The following is a 15501-nucleotide window of genomic DNA, read 5'->3' on the forward strand; positions in this document are numbered from 1 at the left end:
TTTTTTTTTTTGTGCCCCGCTCTCTTCTTTTTTTTCCCCCCCCCCCCCCCCTCCCCCCACCCACACCCCCCAAAAAAAAAATATTCAAAAGGCGGGGGGCCCCCCCCCCCCCCCCACTTCTCAAACTTCCGGGAATCAGAAGAACGCCTGAATGCCCGTCTGTGCACGACCCAGAATCAGGGCGTGGATGTCGTGCGTGCCTTCGTAGGTGTTGACCACTTCGAGGTTCACGAGATGGCGGGCGATACCGAACTCGTCCGAGATGCCGTTACCGCCGAGCATATCGCGCGCCAGACGCGCTACGTCGAGCGCCTTTCCGCACGAGTTGCGCTTCATGATCGAGGTGATCTCGACCGCCGCCGTGCCTTCGTCCTTCATGCGACCCAGACGCAGGCAGCCTTGCAGGCCCAGCGTGATTTCCGTCTGCATGTCGGCCAGCTTCTTCTGAATCAGCTGGTTGGCGGCGAGCGGGCGACCGAACTGCTGACGATCCAGCACGTACTGACGCGCCATATGCCAGCAGAACTCGGCGGCGCCCAGTGCACCCCAGGCGATACCGTAGCGGGCCGAGTTCAGGCACGTGAACGGCCCCTTCAAGCCGGAGACGCCCGGCATCAGGTTCTCTTCCGGCACGAAGACCTGATCCATCACGATTTCGCCGGTGATCGAGGCACGCAGGCCGACCTTGCCGTGAATCGCGGGGGCCGACAGACCCTTCCAGTCTTTTTCCAGGATGAAGCCGCGGATCTTCTCTTCGCCGTTTTCGTCGGCGAGCTTGCCCCAGACGACGAAGACGTCGGCGATGGGCGAATTCGTGATCCACATCTTGCTGCCGCTCAGTTCATAACCGCCGGCGACCTTCTTGGCGCGCGTGGTCATGCCCGCCGGGTCCGAACCGTGGTTCGGCTCGGTCAGACCGAAACAGCCGATCCATTCGCCGCTGGCGAGCTTCGGCAGGTACTTCTGCTTTTGCGCTTCGCTGCCGAACTCATAGATCGGGACCATGACCAGCGACGACTGCACGGACATCATCGAGCGATAGCCCGAATCCACGCGCTCGACTTCGCGGGCGATCAGGCCGTAGGCCACATAGTTCAGACCGGGGCCGCCGTATTGTTCGGGGATCGTCGGGCCGAGCAGACCGATCTCGCCCATCTCGCGAAAGATCGATGCGTCGGTGCGCTCGTGACGGAACGCTTCGAGCACACGCGGCGCGAGCTTGTCGTTCGCATACGCGGCGGCCGCGTCGCGAATCATGCGCTCGTCGGTGGTGAGCTGCGCGTCGAGCAACAGCGGATCTTCCCAGTGAAACTGTGCATTGCCTGCCATGACCCATCTCCTCCAATCAACTTGACGAAAGTTCCGTAATGCGGAACAATGTTCTGAAATCGAAGTTAGTTTAACACTAAAATTTTTCGCCGGGCAACGGCCAGTGCGTGCGCTGGCCGAATCTGTTTGCCCGGTACGTTCAATGTGACTGCGAAGTCGATGCGGAGTGCGCGATGGCTGTGATCAAAACGTCCCTGTCTGCCCTTACCGGTGCGCCGGCTCATGGTGTATCGCCGTCGCACGACGAGCGCAAGTTCGTTACGGCGCTGGCGCGAGGCCTTGAACTGCTGCGCGCTTTCGGGCCGGACGACATGCTGCTCGGCAACCGCGATTTCGCAGCGCGCACGGGCTTGCCGAAAGCGACGGTGAGCCGTCTGGCCTACACCCTCACCGAACTCGGCTACCTGCGTTACGACGTTGACCTCGGCAAATATGCGCTGGACGCGGGCGTGCTGGCCCTCGGCTACGCCTTCCTGAACGGCACCGATATGCTGACGCTGGCGCGTCCTCATATGCGTGCGCTCGCTAAAGAGATGGGATGCTCGATCTCCCTCGGCTGTCGCGAGGGCGTGGACATGATGTATCTGGAGACGATTCGCAGCGATGCCGCGCATCTCACGCTGGGTCTGACGGCGGGCTCGCGTCTGTCGATGCTGACCAGTTCGATGGGGCGCGTCTATCTCGCGGCCATGACGCCGACCGAGCGCGAGACGATGCTCTCGGATCTGCACGATGCCTACGATGCCAATCCCGCCGCACTGCGCAATGTCGGCTGGGACGCGCTGCAATCAGGTGTCGATAAAGGGATCGAATCGTACAAGCGGGAAGGGCTCTGCTACTCGTTTCGTGAGTGGCATGAAGGCGTCAACGCCGTCGCCGTGCCGCTTCGCGACATCCGGCAGAACCGTTGGCTCGCGATCAGTTGCAGCGGGCCGTCTTCTTCGATTCCGGATTCGGTGTTTCGGGATGAGATCGGACCCCGATTGAAACAGTTGGCCGCTCGTCTCAGCGGAAACGCCTAATCGGTCTGTGGTCAATCGGCTTGGGTGTCGCCCGCAGCACTCCACTACCTTTTTAGTCGCGCTGCGGGCGACACCCAACCCGATTCTTCATCGCTATCGATGCGACGACACCAAGCGGTTGATGACTGCCCCGGGTTTTTGGGACGAGGTCGGACGCCGATTGAAACAGTCGGCTGCTCGTCTCAGCGGAAACGCCTAATCGGTCTGTGGTCAATCGGCTTGGGTGTCGCCCGCAGCACTCCACTACCTTTTTAGTCGCGCTGCGGGCGACACCCAACCCGATTCGTCACCACTATCGATGCGACGACACCGAGGGGACGGCGACCTTGCCGGGTCTCTGGACATTCGATGGCGGTGGTTGTCCGGCCCCTGACGTAGCGACTTAAAAGGTCTTGGAGCGGAGTCAGGGGCCGGGCAAGCGTCGCTGCCCCGGGCATGAGCCAAGGGTACCAACCGTATTCAAACGATTGGGTAAACGAAAAAGCGCCGCTGCCCGGGCATCGGACAAGGGCGCTCACCGAATCTAAGCGACCGGTTCCAACCAAAACATCACAGCAACGTGCGCACGTGCCAAAGCTCGGGGAACAACACCACGTCGAGCATCTTGCGCAGATACGGCGCGCCGTTCGTGCCGCCAGTCCCTTGCTTGAAGCCGATGATGCGCTCGACTGTGGTCACGTGACGGAACCGCCACTGACGGAAAGCGTCCTCGAGATCGACCAGTTCTTCGGCCATCTCGTATAGCTCCCAATGCTGCGACGGGTTGCGATACACCTCAAGCCATGCCGCTTCGACGGTCGTGTCGTGCGGCGTCGGCTTCGTCCAGTCGCGCTCCAGACGCTCCGGGGCAATCGCAAAGCCGCGACGCGCCAAAAGACGCACCACTTCGTCATAGAACGACGGTGCGTTGAGCGCAGCTTCGACCTGCTGATACAGGTCCGGACGATGCGAATGCGGTGCCAGCATCGCTGCATTCTTGTTGCCCAGCATGAACTCCAGAATGCGGTACTGATACGACTGGAAGCCCGACGAACTACCTAGCGACGGACGCATCGACGAATACTCCGACGGCGTCATCGTCGCCAGCACGCTCCACGCCTGCACCAACTGCTCGAGAATGCGCGACACACGCGCCAGCATCTTGAACGCTGGCGGCAGTTCGTCGTTGTGAACCGCCGTGCGCGCTGCCTGCAACTCGTACAGCGCGAGCTTCATCCACAGTTCACTCGTCTGATGCTGAATGATGAACAGCATCTCGTTGTGATCCGTCGAACGCGGATGCTGCGCATTCAGAATCGGATCGAGCGACAGGTAGTCGCCATAGCTCATGCTCTTCGAGAAATCGAGCTGCGCGTCGTGCCACTGCGTGGCGTTGGCAGACGTGCTGGCGGGCGTCGATGACGCACCGCCGCTCGCTTCGCTTCCATGCCCGAACGGGCACCCGCCCTGTGCGGGCGAGGTGGACGAGTCGGACGTCGGGGTCGTAGCCTTGGGGGACGGCTTGGTCATGCTGACAACTCCTTGCTCAGGTCACCGTGCCACGGCGATGGAACTCGGGCTTGTCCCACGAACCGGTGCTCAGCACGTCGCGCAGAATCTCGACCGAATCCCACACGTCGGCAAAGCTCGTGTACAGCGGCGTCATGCCGAAACGCATGATGCGCGGCTCGCGATAGTCGCCGATCACGCCGCGCGCAATCAGTGCCTGAATCACGGCGAAACCTTCCGGATGCTCGAAGCTCACCTGCGAACCACGCGACGCGTGATCGCGCGGCGTCACCAGCGTCAGCGGGAATTCGGCACAACGCTCTTCGACCAGTTTGATAAACAGGTCGGTCAGCGCGAGCGACTTGCGACGCAGTGCGTCCATCGATGTCTGCGCAAAAATGTCCAGACCACATTGCACCAGCGACAGCGAGACGATCGGCTGCGTGCCGCACAGGTAACGGCCGATGCCGTCATCCGGCGTGTATTCCGGTGTCATCGCGAACGGGGTGCGGTGGCCCCACCAGCCCGACAGCGGCTGCCAGAACGTGTCCTGATGCTTCTTGTTGACCCACACGAACGCAGGCGAACCCGGGCCGCCGTTCAGATACTTGTACGTGCAACCCACGGCGTAATCGGCGTCAGCACCGTTCAGATCGACCGGCACAGCGCCCGCCGAGTGGCACAGATCCCACACCGCCAGTGCACCGCTCGCATGAATCTCGGCCGTGCGCGCCTTCATGTCGTACATCGCGCCAGTGCGGTAGTTCACGTGCGTGAGCAGCACCACGGCGACGTCATCGCCCAGCGCGCTTTGCAACTCGTCCGGCGAGTCGATCAGACGCAGCGAGTAACCGTCGTCGAGCAGACGCGTCAGCCCTTGCACGATGTACAGATCGGTCGGGAAGTTGCTGCGCTCGGAGATCACGACGCGGCGCTTGGGCGAACGCTGACGCTGCGCGTCGAGCGCGGCGGCCATCACCTTGAAGAGGTTGCTCGACGTGGTGTCCGTCACCACGACTTCGCCCTTGCCTGCACCGATGATCGGGGCAAGGTTGTCGCCGAGCGTGCGCGGCAGTGCGAACCAGTCGGCTTCGTTCCAGCTGCGGATAAGGCCCACGCCCCATTCGCCGGTAATCACTTCCTGCGCGCGTTTGGCCGACGCGATCGGACGTGCGCCCAGCGAGTTGCCGTCAAGGTAGATCACATCCTTGGGCAGGTCGAATTGCGCGCGCAGCGGAGCAAGGGCATCGGCCGCGTCGAGGGCCAGACAATCGTTGCGAGAAGACGTCATGGTTTGCGTAGTTGAGTAATGAGTAAAAGCGTTGGATGAAAAAAGAATACCGTGTGTGCCGCGATGCTCAGAGTGCGCGAAGCACTGCGCGCACCGGACTCGCATCGAGCCGCATGAACTTCAGCGGCAGCGCGATGAGTTCGTAATCGGCCGGGGAGATGGCGTCGAGCACCAGCCCTTCGAGGATCGCCATGCGATGCGCACGAATGCGGTGATGGGCGTCCATCGTCTTGCTCTGCTGCGGATCGAGCGAGGGCGTATCGATGCCCACGAGCTTCACGCCATGCGACGCCAGCAAATCGATTGTCTCCGGCGCAACCGCGCAAAACTCGCTGTCCCAGCGCGAGACCGGCGCTTGCGTGTACGTGCGCAACAGCACGCGCGGCGGAACGCTGGCGAGGTGCGGCGCAACCATCTCCGGCGTGACAACCGGCGACGCCCCAATGCAATGGATCACGCGGCACGGCCCCAGATACGTCTGAAGGTCGACTTCGCCGATGCAAACGCCCGCGTCGTCGTAATGACGCGGCGCATCGGCATGCGCGCCAGTGTGCGGCGAGAGCGTGATGCGGCCGACGTTGACTGGGCAGCCGGGCCCGATCTGCCACACGGCTTCTTCAGTCAACGGCGTGTCGCCGGGCCATACCGGCGTGTCTGCGGACAAGGGCGCGCTGATGTCCCACACGCGACGTTCGGTCGTGGTGGCTACATCTGCGGTGTTGGCCGCCGTAATCGGTGCTTCCGGGGCGTTCGAAACGTTCATACGCAAGCGCTAGATAAAGCGCGTTTTGTGGAAGAAGAAATCCCAGATAGTGTAGGAAATTCTTCGCCGCAGGTGCTTGCGTATTCGAATGGCCGGGCAGCCGGAATTGAAATCAGGCCGACATTTATGCTGATTTTTCGGTGGATTCTTTTAAGTTTTGCGAATTTGATCGAATTCGATGCGAGTTCGCCCGAATTCGTCGGCGGGGTAATGCGAGGGGAGTGAGCGGGGAGGGCGACTAGCGTCGATGCGTCATCTGATGGATGAGCTCACGCAGCGCTTCTTTGAGTTGGGCCGACTGCGGCTCGCCGAATCGCGCGAGCACACTCGCCTCATGACGTCGCGCACCCGCCAGCAGCGGGGTGACGTGGGCGACGCCCGCGTCGGTGAGCGAGACCAGCGATTGTCGACGGTCAGTGGCGCTCTCGCCCCGCACGACGTCGCCCGACGCTTCGAGCCGATCGATGACCTTGGTGACGGTTGGCTGCTTGGCGAGCACGATGTCCGCCAGTTGATTGATGGTGCGCGCCTGCCCGTCGGACAACGTGGCCAGCACGCGCCACTCCAGTACGCCGAGTCCTGCGGCGGCCACTTCGCGGTGAAACTCGTCCGACACGAGCGCGCTCGCGCGGGCGAGCAAATACAGCAGATAGTCGTCGACGAACGGCGTGTCGGAGGATGCCGGGGTGGCTGGCCGCGCAGCGGACATGATGTGCCTCAGCCCAGAGACTGCGGCTTGTGGAAGCCGCCTGCGTGGAAGATCAGGGGCATGCGTTCTGCAACATCCGGATGCACGCCGCAACGCTCGACCTCACCCACGAAGATGACGTGATCGCCTTCGTCGTAACGGCTGCGGTTGTGGCATTCGAACCAGGCAAGCGCGCCGTCCAGCACCGGCGTGCCCGACGCCGACAACGTGTAAGGCACGCCCGCGAACCGGTCGCCCTTCATCGTCGCGAAGCGCTTGCACAGATCGAGCTGATCGGCAGCGAGCACGTTCACGGCGTAATGTGTGTTTTCACGGAACACGGGCATGCTGCCCGCACGCGTGGCAAGACTCCACAGGATAAGCGGCGGCGTGAGCGACACCGAATTGAACGAACTGGCGGTGATGCCGATGAGCGAGCCGTCGTCGGCCCGCGTGGTGATCACGGTGACACCGGTCGCAAATTGACCGAGCGCACTGCGAAAAGCTGCACTGTCGAATTCAGGCGCCGAGGCGCGATTGGCGTTCACTTTCCCTGCACTCCCGTCCGGCTAATTTGATCGGGTTGATTTGTATGAATATTCATATACTATGGCACGAACAACAGATCGACAAGACGCGTGACGGCCAACGTTGCCCGGCAAGGGCGCAAGGGTCAGACGCTCAGGAGACGATATGCTGATCGAGCGAATCGAGCATAAGTGGATCGACGTATTTGCCGAGACCTTGCGGCGCTGCGACATACAACCCGGTGATGTGGTGGCGATTGTAGCTGAAACGCAATCCCGGCCTATCAATGTGGAATTGGCCCAGTTGGCCGCCGAGGCGCTTGGCGCAAGGCCGTTCCGGCTTGTGGTGCCCAGTCCCCGTGTCAGTGCACCGGTGCCGGTGCGCTCGACCGGGGCAAGCGACGCGCTGGGGCAACTGGCCCCTGTCGTGGCCGCCCTCAAGGCGGCGACGCTCGTCGTCGACTGCACCGTGGAAGGCCTCCTGCACGCCCCCGAACTGCCCGAGATTCTGGGCGGCGGCGCGCGCGTGCTGATGGTGTCCAACGAACATCCCGAGATTCTGGAGCGCTGCGCGACCGACCCGGCGCTGGAGCCGAAAGTGCGTGCTGCGATCAAGCGTTTGCGCAGTGCAGCAGAAATGCATGTGACGTCCGCCGCCGGTACCGATTTACGCATCGGACTTCGCGACGCGCGCGTCGGTGGCGTCTGGGGCTGGTGCGCTAAACCGGGACAGGTCGCGCATTGGCCCGGTGGCCTCGCGCTGGCGTTCCCGGCCGCGCATAGCGTCAACGGCCAGCTCGTGCTCGCGCCGGGCGACATCAATCTCACCTTCAAACAATACTTGCGGGATCGCATCGCGCTCACCGTCGAGGACGACTATGTCGTGGCCATCGACGGAGAGGGCGTGGATGTCGATCTCATGCGCGACTACTTCGCCGCGTGGGGCGACCGCGAGGCGTACGCCGTGTCGCACGTCGGCTTCGGCCTGAACCCACGCGCCCGCTGGGATGCACTCGCCTGCTACGACAAGCGCGATTGCAACGGCACGGAGCAGCGCGCCTTCGCAGGCAACTTCCTTTATTCGACGGGGGCCAACGAGGTGGCAGGACGCCACACGCTGGGCCACTTCGATCTGCCGCTGCGCAAATGCACGATTGCACTCGATGGCGACGTCGTCGTGCGCGATGGGCAACTGCAAGGCGAATTCGCATCATGACGTCACCCACGATGGCCGCGCCCGCCTACCGCGAAGCTGGTGACGGGCCACTTACGCTCGTACTGCTGCATGGCATCGGCGGCAACCGTCACGTGTGGCCTGCGCAGTTCGATACGTTCGTCGCAGCGGGTTACCGCGTCGTGGCGTGGGACATGCCGGGCTATGGCGACAGCGCCATGCCAGCCGAACCGACGATGGCGGCGCTCGCCGATAGTCTGCGTGCCTTGCTCGATACGTTGCATACGACGTCGCCCGCATCGGATGCATCCCGCTTCGTCCTCATCGGACACAGCATGGGCGGTATGGTCGTGCAGGAATTGATGGCGCGCGGCGCACCCGCGACCCGCGATGTCGCCGCGCTCGTTCTGTGCGGCACGTCACCGGCCTTTGGCAAACCGGACGGCGATTTCCAGCGCGAGTTCGTGCGTCAGCGCACCGCGCCGCTCGACGCGGGCAAGACCCTGCGCGAGATGGCCGAAGCGATCGTGCCGGGCATGCTCGGTGAGCCTGATGACGTGACACGCGCGCACGCGCGCGCACTGGCCGTCGACGCGATGGGCGCGCTCACGCCGTCCGCCTATCGGGCCGCATTGCAGGCACTCGTCGGCTTCGAGCAACGCGCGGCACTGGCGCGTCTGAACGTGCCGGTGTTGCTGATCGCAGGCGAACACGACAACAACGCGCCACCGAAAGTGATGGCGCGCATGGCCGAGTCGATTCCCGACGCGCGCTACGTCTGCCTGCCCGGCGCAGGCCACCTCATGAATCTGACACACCCGGCTGCCTTCGACGCCGAGGGGCGCACCTTCCTCGCAACGCTCTAGAACAAACATCAGGAGACAACCGTGGCCTATCAGCCCCCCTCGATCGTCGGCGAGCACTTCCCGCTCACGGACAAGCAGCGGCGCTTGCTGGCGCTGGCAGAACAGGTCGGCCGCGAGTCGCTCGCCCCGCGCGCCGCGCGCTGGGACCGCGAAGCGTCGTTCCCGTTCGAGAACTACGACGACATGCGCGCCGCCGGTCTGCTGAAGTTGTGCATCCCGGAAGAAGACGGCGGGCTGGGCGCTGACTTCGCCACGTACATGATGGTGTCCGCCGAGCTGGGCCGTCATTGCGGCGCGACCGCACTCACGTTCAACATGCATACGTGCTCGATGATGTGGACCGGCATTTTGTCCGACGATCTCGACATGACGCCCGAGCAACGCGCTGAGCATGCGGGCTATCGCAAGCATCACTTCGAGCGCGTGATTCAGGACGGCGCGATCTACGCGCAACCGTTCTCCGAAGGCAGTGCGGCGGCCGCAGGCAAAGCGCCGTTCGGCACCACGGCGACGAAGGTGGACGGCGGCTGGATGATCAACGGCCGCAAGATATTTGCCTCGCTCTCGGGCGCGGCGAACTACTACGGCGTGTTGTGCACGGAAGACAAGCCCGAGCTGTCGATGAAGGACACGTTCTATATCGCCGTGCCGGGCGACGCCCCGGGCGTGACCGTCACCGGCGATTGGGATCCGCTCGGCATGCGCGGCACCGTCTCGCGTACGCTGCTCTTCAAGGACGTGTTCGTCCCGGACGAACTGCAACTGATGCCGCGCGGCGTCTACTATCAGGCGGCGAGCCGCTGGCCGCACATGTTCATGACGCTCGCGCCGACCTATATGGGGATCGCGCAGGCAGCGTACGACTTCACCGTCAAATATCTGCGCGGCGAAGCCGAAGGCATGGGCGCGCCGGTCAAGCGTCGCATGTATCCGACGAAACAGATCGCCGTCGCACAGATGCACATCATGCTGGAGCAAACGCGTGCGCTGTTCCTGCGAGCCTTGCAGGACGGCCGGGCCGATCCGGGCAAGGAAGCGCGTCTGCGTGCGTATGCGGCGCAGTACACGATCATGGAGAATGCGAACGAGTTGTGCCGTCTCGCGATTCGCACGTGCGGCGGCCAGTCGATGCTCAAGACCTTGCCGCTGGAGCGCATGTATCGCGATTCGCGTTGCGGCGCGCTGATGTTGCCGTGGACGGCCGAACTGTGCCTCGACCGTATCGGTCGCGAGGCGCTGTACGAGCCGGGCGAGCGCGACGAATAAGTCATCCCCGGGGCGAGGCGATTGCGTCGCCCATTCGGAATGCAGTGGTTCAGCGAATCGGCGAGGTCGCCAGGTGGCGATGACCTCGCCGTCTCTCTTGTGACGGAGAAGAAGTTGACGCCTTTTGTAGAAGCGCTTGCCCGTCATGCGCGCGCCACGCCCAAACGGCTGGCGCTGCGCTGCGGTTTCGGTGACGAAGCCCTCACGACTGCCACGACTGATTACGCCGCGCTGTGGCGACGCGTCGAGCGCGTCGGCGGCCATCTGCGCGAGACGTGGCGCATTGCGCCGGGCGACCGCGTCGCCTGTCTCGGTCTGAACGACGAATTGCAACTGGCGCTGCTGTTTGCCTGCGCGCGCGCCGGTGCCATCTTTCTGCCGCTGAACTTCCGGCTTGCTGTGCCTGAGCTGGCCGCCATCGTGCGTCACGCGGGCGTGCGCGTGCTGTGGTTCGACGCTGTACATCGCGACGCTGCGCGTCAGATTCGCGACCTGCTCGAACAGGACGCCATCACCGATCTGCCGCCGCCAGCCATTGCGCCCATCGACGGCCTGATTGCGGTGCCGTCGGTCAAGCCGGTCGACTACCCGGATGTGCCAGCCGATGCCCCCGTGCTGCTCGCTTATACATCCGGCACGACCGGCGAACCCAAGGGCGCGTTGCATACACAGGCCGGGCTGCTGGCCAATGCCGAAGCGAGCTGGTGGTCGCACGACATGCGTGCCGACGATCACATCCTTTCGACGCTGCCGATGTTTCACGTCGGTGGTCTGTGCATTCAGACGCTGCCCGCGCTGCTGTGCGGTGCGAGCGTTACCTTACATCCGCGCTTCGATCCGGCGGCGTGGCTGGCCGACGTCGCACGGCATCGCCCGACGCTCTCGCTAATGGTGCCCGCCACCATGCGCGCCGTGCAGACGCACCCCGCGTGGGCAACGAGCGATCTCTCGTCGCTGCGTGGCGTGATGGCGGGATCGAGCGTCGTGCCGATGTCCGCCATCGACGCCTTCCACGCGCGCGGTATTCCGCTCGGGCAGGTGTATGGCGCAACGGAGACGGGGCCGGTGTCCATCGCTTTGCGCTTCGGCGAGGCGAAGGCGTATCCCGGTGCGGTGGGGCGTGCGTGTCCCGGCGTGGAAGTGCGGCTCGTCGACCCGGCGGGGCAGGACGTAGCCTTCGGCGACGTCGGCGAAATTCTCGTGCGGGCACCGAACGTGATGCGCGAGTACTGGCGTGCGCCCGATCATGTGTCGTTCGCCGACGGCTGGTTCCACTCCGGCGATCTCGCGCGCCTGCGCGAAGACGGTTGCTTCGAAGTCGTCGGCCGCAGCAAGGACATGATCATCTCGGGCGGCGAGAACATCTATCCCGCCGAAATCGAGAACGCGCTGGTCGATTGCCCGGGCGTACTCGAAGCGTCGGTGGTCGGCGTGCCGGACGAACGCTGGGGCGAAGTGCCGGTGGCCGTGGTGGTGGCAACCCCGCAAGCGGGTGCGACGCAGGCGTCCGTCCTCGACTTTCTCGGCACACGCATCGCGCGCTTCAAACTGCCGCGACGCGTCGTCATTTTTGAGAACCTGCCCAAGAGCGCACTTGGGAAAGTGCAAAAACCGATTCTCATCGAGTGGCTATCGGACGCCGCGAATTCGCAAATGGCTACCAAGAGTCGCTAATCAGAAGCTTTATTCAAATCTTTCTCAAAAGCGCCGGATGCCTTGTCACACAAGGGATCCGGCATTTTTTTATGATGGTCTTCCGCGATGCATAAGGGAAAGTCCCTATGCGTAATCTCCCAATTTGTTACCATCCGATGAGAATCGCATTTTTTACTTTGGGAATTGCATCGCAAGATAGCGCCCATGTCGTCATCAGCGGCACAGCCTGCTGATTTTTTTGCTTTCTTTGGTTTTTGAAGACGATGGACACCACCGAAGCTCATTCGGTCTCCGAGCGCGTACTGCAAGTCCTTGTGACTGTAGCGCGTCATGGACGCCCGATCGCGGCACGCGAGATCGCCGCGCAAACGAGCCTGCCGCTCTCTACGGTTTACCGCCACCTCGTTCCGCTCAAGAAGTGGGGGCTGGTACAAGAGCACGCCCATGAGGCGCTCTACGAACCGGGTCCGGTCGGCGTGCAATTGGCGTGGGGTTTCGACCACAACTCGCATCTTGTGACTCAGGCACGTGAAGAGATCGACGCCCTGGTGCAGCGCACCGGGGAGACGGTCGGTCTGCTCGTCGCCGCTAACGGTCAGGTCGTCTGCCTCGACATGCACGAGAGCGAGCAATCGCTGCGTTGCTCGTTCGCAAAAGGCCGTGCACACCCACTGGTGCACGGTGCTTCGGCCAAAGCCTTGCTCTCCTTCCTGCCCCAGACCACCCGCGAAAATCTGATCGGCCGTCAATTGGCTGGCCAGCCGGTTGCGCAAGAGCGTCTGGCCGCGCAGATCGAAGAGATTCGCAAGCAACGGTATGCAGTGTCTGAGAGCGAAGTAGATTTCGGCGTCTGGGGCGTGTCGGCCCCGGTCTTTGCCGCGAAGGAACGTCTGGAGGGCACCATCACGCTGATGGCGCCGGCCGTGCGTGTGGCGCAGCGCCACGAAGAGCTGATCCGCCTCACGGTGGCGGCAGCCGAGCGTATTTCGAATCGATTGCAGTACTTTTAACCGGTTTTTCCGAACCGAGACTACACGAAGGAGTACCAGATGAAATTGCGTCACATCCTGTTCACGATGGCGCTGGCCGTCACCTGCTCGAGCAAGGTCTTCGCTGCTGACGACGTGCTGCGTGTTGCCACCGACGCCACGTTCCCCCCGTTCGAATATGTGGATAACGGCAAGCGCACCGGCTTCGACGTCGAAATGATCGAAGCGCTGGGCAAGGCCATGGGCAAGAAGGTCGAGTGGACGGATATCGACTTCAAGGGTCTGATCCCGGCCGTGCTGTCCAAGCGTGTCGACGTGGCTGCTTCGGCGATCTACATCACCGACGAACGCCTGAAGGCCGTGAACTTCACGCACCCGTACTACACCGGCGGTCTGGCCATCATGGTCAAGGCTGACAACACCAGCATCAAGGAACCGGCCGATCTGAACGGCAAGAAGGTGTCGGTGCAGGTCGGTACGAAGTCGGTGCAGTTCCTGACGGAAAACTACCCGAAGGTCTCGCGCGTAGAAGTCGAGAAGAACGACCAGATGTTCGAACTCGTGAAGATCGGCCGTGCCGACGCCGCTGTGACGGGCAAGCCCGCAGCGCTGCTGTACGCAAAGGCCAACCCGAGCGTCAAAGTGCTCGACAAGACCCTGACCATCGAGCGTTATGGCTTCGCGCTGCGCAAGGACGACAAGGCGCTGACCGAAGAAATGAACAAGGCGCTGGAAAAGGTGCGTGCTGACGGCACCTACGCCGCGCTGGTGACGAAGTACTTCGGTACGTCGAAGTAAGTCGCGTCATTCGCGAGTTAGTCGCATCACGTATGACCTAAGCAATACCGGGCGGGCTGGCCGTCACTTCTGCTGGAGTGACGTCGCCTGCCCAAGTAATAAAGCAATAGCGCAGTAGAGCAACTGACGGAGTACGCATGGAACTCGATTTTTCGCCGGTGTGGGCAAACTGGACGGACCTGGCGCGTGGCGCGCTCGTGACCGTCGAAGTCACCGCCTGCGCCCTGGCCCTCGGCTGTGTCCTGGGTTTGCTGGTCGGCATGGGCCGACTCAACCCGGCCAACCGCATTCGCTACGGCATCTGTACCGCTTACGTCACGTTCATTCGTGGCACGCCGCTGCTGGTGCAGCTCTTTATCCTGTTCTTTGGTCTGCCTCAGTTCAATATTCTGCTGCCGGCGTTTTTGTGCGGCGTGCTGGGTCTGGGCATCTATAGCGGTGCTTACGTCTCGGAAATCGTGCGTGGCGCCATCCAGTCGATCGAGCGCGGTCAGATGGAAGCCGCCCGCTCGCTCGGCATGCCTTACGGTCAGGCCATGCGCTCGGTAATTCTGCCGCAGGCCGTGGTGCGCATGATCCCGCCGCTGGGCAACGAATTTATCGCGCTGATCAAGAACTCCGCCCTTGTGTCGCTGCTCACGATCCATGACGTGATGCACGAAGGTCAGAAGATCATCAGCGTGTCGTATCGCTCGCTGGAAGTGTATCTGGCGATTGCATTTGTTTATCTGATTCTGACCGGTGTCACCACGCTGCTGCTGCAGCGTGCCGAGAAGTCCCTGCGTGCCGGAGGTGCCGTGCAATGAGCGAAGTGAAGACAACCAACGGCGCCCCGATCCTCAAGATCGAAGGGCTGGGCAAGGCTTACGGCAGCCATCAGGTGCTCAAGGGCATCGACTTCGAAGTGCAGCCGCGTCAGGTCGTTGTGGTCATCGGCCCGAGCGGTTCGGGCAAGAGCACGTTCCTGCGTTGCTGCAACGGTCTGGAAACGGCCGAACAGGGCACCATCGAGATCGTCGGCAAGAAGCTCGTCGATCACGGCAAGATGATGGGCGAGAACCCGCTGAACCATCTGCGCACGGAAGTGGGCATGGTGTTCCAGTCGTTCAATCTGTTCCCGCATCTGACGGTGCTCGATAACGTGACGCTCGCACCGCGCAAGCTGCGCGGCATGAAGAGCGCCGACGCCGAAAAGCTCGCTCGCGAACTGCTCACCAAGGTGGGGCTCGCCGCGAAGGCGGACGTCTACCCGGGCACGCTATCCGGTGGGCAGAAGCAGCGCGTGGCGATTGCCCGCGCGCTCGCCATGAAGCCGCAAGTCATGTTGTTCGACGAACCGACGTCGGCACTCGATCCGGAACTGGTCGGTGAAGTGCTGCAAGTCATGAAAGCGCTCGCGAACGATGGGATGACGATGCTCGTCGTCACGCACGAAATGGGCTTCGCCCGCGAAGTCGCTGACGTCGTGGTCGTGATGGATCAGGGCCGCATCATCGAAGCCGGCTCGCCGGAGCAGATCTTCACCGCGCCGCGCGAAGCGCGTACGCGTGAATTCCTGCAAGCGGTCATTTCGCGTTCGGCGTAATGACCCGGCGACCTGGCGGCACCGGCAGCGCCGGTGCTCGTCGATGCAAAGCGCAAAGT

Annotated in this window: 15 protein-coding genes; 9 read left to right on the top strand and 6 right to left on the bottom strand. The window is 62.8% G+C overall.

Going from position 1 to position 15501, the window contains the following annotated elements:
* Positions 1-135 precede the first annotated feature (135 nt).
* Positions 136-1329 carry an acyl-CoA dehydrogenase gene (locus ACIQWO_RS12415; RefSeq protein WP_039396682.1) on the bottom strand — a complete coding sequence of 398 codons (1194 nt, stop codon included), beginning with the start codon at positions 1327-1329 and terminating at the stop codon, positions 136-138.
* Between the two features lie 173 nt (positions 1330-1502).
* Between ACIQWO_RS12415 and ACIQWO_RS12420 the strand changes: the two genes are divergently transcribed.
* Positions 1503-2351: an IclR family transcriptional regulator gene (locus tag ACIQWO_RS12420; RefSeq protein WP_402823981.1), complete on the top strand. Its 849-nt coding sequence runs from the start codon at positions 1503-1505 to the stop codon at positions 2349-2351.
* Between the two features lie 549 nt (positions 2352-2900).
* On the opposite strand, the gene kynA is transcribed toward ACIQWO_RS12420, so the two are convergent.
* The 5 genes from kynA to ACIQWO_RS12445 all read right to left on the bottom strand — a co-directional run bounded on the left by kynA (position 2901) and on the right by ACIQWO_RS12445 (position 7129).
* The gene (gene kynA / locus ACIQWO_RS12425) at positions 2901-3860 is read right to left on the bottom strand and encodes a tryptophan 2,3-dioxygenase (protein ID WP_402823984.1); all 960 of its coding nucleotides are present in this window, start codon (positions 3858-3860) and stop codon (positions 2901-2903) included.
* A 16-nt stretch (positions 3861-3876) separates the two neighbouring features.
* A complete protein-coding gene (gene kynU / locus ACIQWO_RS12430) occupies positions 3877-5130 on the bottom strand; it encodes a kynureninase (RefSeq protein WP_402823987.1) in 1254 nt (417 codons plus the stop codon).
* Positions 5131-5197: 67 nt separating this feature from the next.
* Entirely contained in the window at positions 5198-5893 is a 696-nt protein-coding gene (gene kynB, locus ACIQWO_RS12435; protein ID WP_402823990.1) for an arylformamidase, read from the bottom strand.
* Positions 5894-6131: 238 nt separating this feature from the next.
* Positions 6132-6602 carry a MarR family winged helix-turn-helix transcriptional regulator gene (locus tag ACIQWO_RS12440; RefSeq protein WP_402823993.1) on the bottom strand — a complete coding sequence of 157 codons (471 nt, stop codon included), beginning with the start codon at positions 6600-6602 and terminating at the stop codon, positions 6132-6134.
* 8 nt (positions 6603-6610) lie between these two features.
* Positions 6611-7129: a flavin reductase family protein gene (locus tag ACIQWO_RS12445; RefSeq protein ID WP_402823996.1), complete on the bottom strand. Its 519-nt coding sequence runs from the start codon at positions 7127-7129 to the stop codon at positions 6611-6613.
* A gap of 145 nt (positions 7130-7274) precedes the next feature.
* Between ACIQWO_RS12445 and ACIQWO_RS12450 the strand changes: the two genes are divergently transcribed.
* The 8 genes from ACIQWO_RS12450 to ACIQWO_RS12485 all read left to right on the top strand — a co-directional run bounded on the left by ACIQWO_RS12450 (position 7275) and on the right by ACIQWO_RS12485 (position 15442).
* Entirely contained in the window at positions 7275-8324 is a 1050-nt protein-coding gene (locus ACIQWO_RS12450; protein ID WP_402823999.1) for a peptidase M29, read from the top strand.
* Complete coding sequence (locus ACIQWO_RS12455) at positions 8321-9148, top strand: alpha/beta fold hydrolase (RefSeq protein WP_402824001.1); 828 nt, start codon at positions 8321-8323, stop codon at positions 9146-9148. Before ACIQWO_RS12450 ends, ACIQWO_RS12455 begins: the two co-directional genes overlap by 4 nt.
* A 21-nt stretch (positions 9149-9169) precedes the next feature.
* Positions 9170-10414 (top strand): acyl-CoA dehydrogenase family protein, encoded by a 1245-nt coding sequence (locus tag ACIQWO_RS12460; protein ID WP_052252558.1) that lies wholly within the window; start codon positions 9170-9172, stop codon positions 10412-10414.
* Positions 10415-10528: 114 nt separating this feature from the next.
* On the top strand, positions 10529-12088 hold the full coding sequence (locus tag ACIQWO_RS12465) for a class I adenylate-forming enzyme family protein (RefSeq protein ID WP_402824005.1): 1560 nt from the start codon (positions 10529-10531) through the stop codon (positions 12086-12088).
* Positions 12089-12333: 245 nt separating this feature from the next.
* A complete protein-coding gene (locus ACIQWO_RS12470) occupies positions 12334-13080 on the top strand; it encodes an IclR family transcriptional regulator (RefSeq protein ID WP_039396700.1) in 747 nt (248 codons plus the stop codon).
* Between the two features lie 39 nt (positions 13081-13119).
* On the top strand, positions 13120-13857 hold the full coding sequence (locus tag ACIQWO_RS12475; protein WP_150739420.1) for a transporter substrate-binding domain-containing protein: 738 nt from the start codon (positions 13120-13122) through the stop codon (positions 13855-13857).
* A 137-nt stretch (positions 13858-13994) separates the two neighbouring features.
* A complete protein-coding gene (locus ACIQWO_RS12480; RefSeq protein WP_150577174.1) occupies positions 13995-14663 on the top strand; it encodes an amino acid ABC transporter permease in 669 nt (222 codons plus the stop codon).
* The gene (locus tag ACIQWO_RS12485; RefSeq protein WP_402824011.1) at positions 14660-15442 is read left to right on the top strand and encodes an amino acid ABC transporter ATP-binding protein; all 783 of its coding nucleotides are present in this window, start codon (positions 14660-14662) and stop codon (positions 15440-15442) included. The genes ACIQWO_RS12480 and ACIQWO_RS12485 overlap by 4 nt, the downstream gene beginning before the upstream one ends.
* The last annotated feature ends 59 nt before the right edge of the window (positions 15443-15501 follow it).

The organism is Pandoraea sp. NPDC090278, from assembly GCF_044772185.1.
Taxonomy (GTDB): Bacteria; Pseudomonadota; Gammaproteobacteria; order Burkholderiales; family Burkholderiaceae; genus Pandoraea.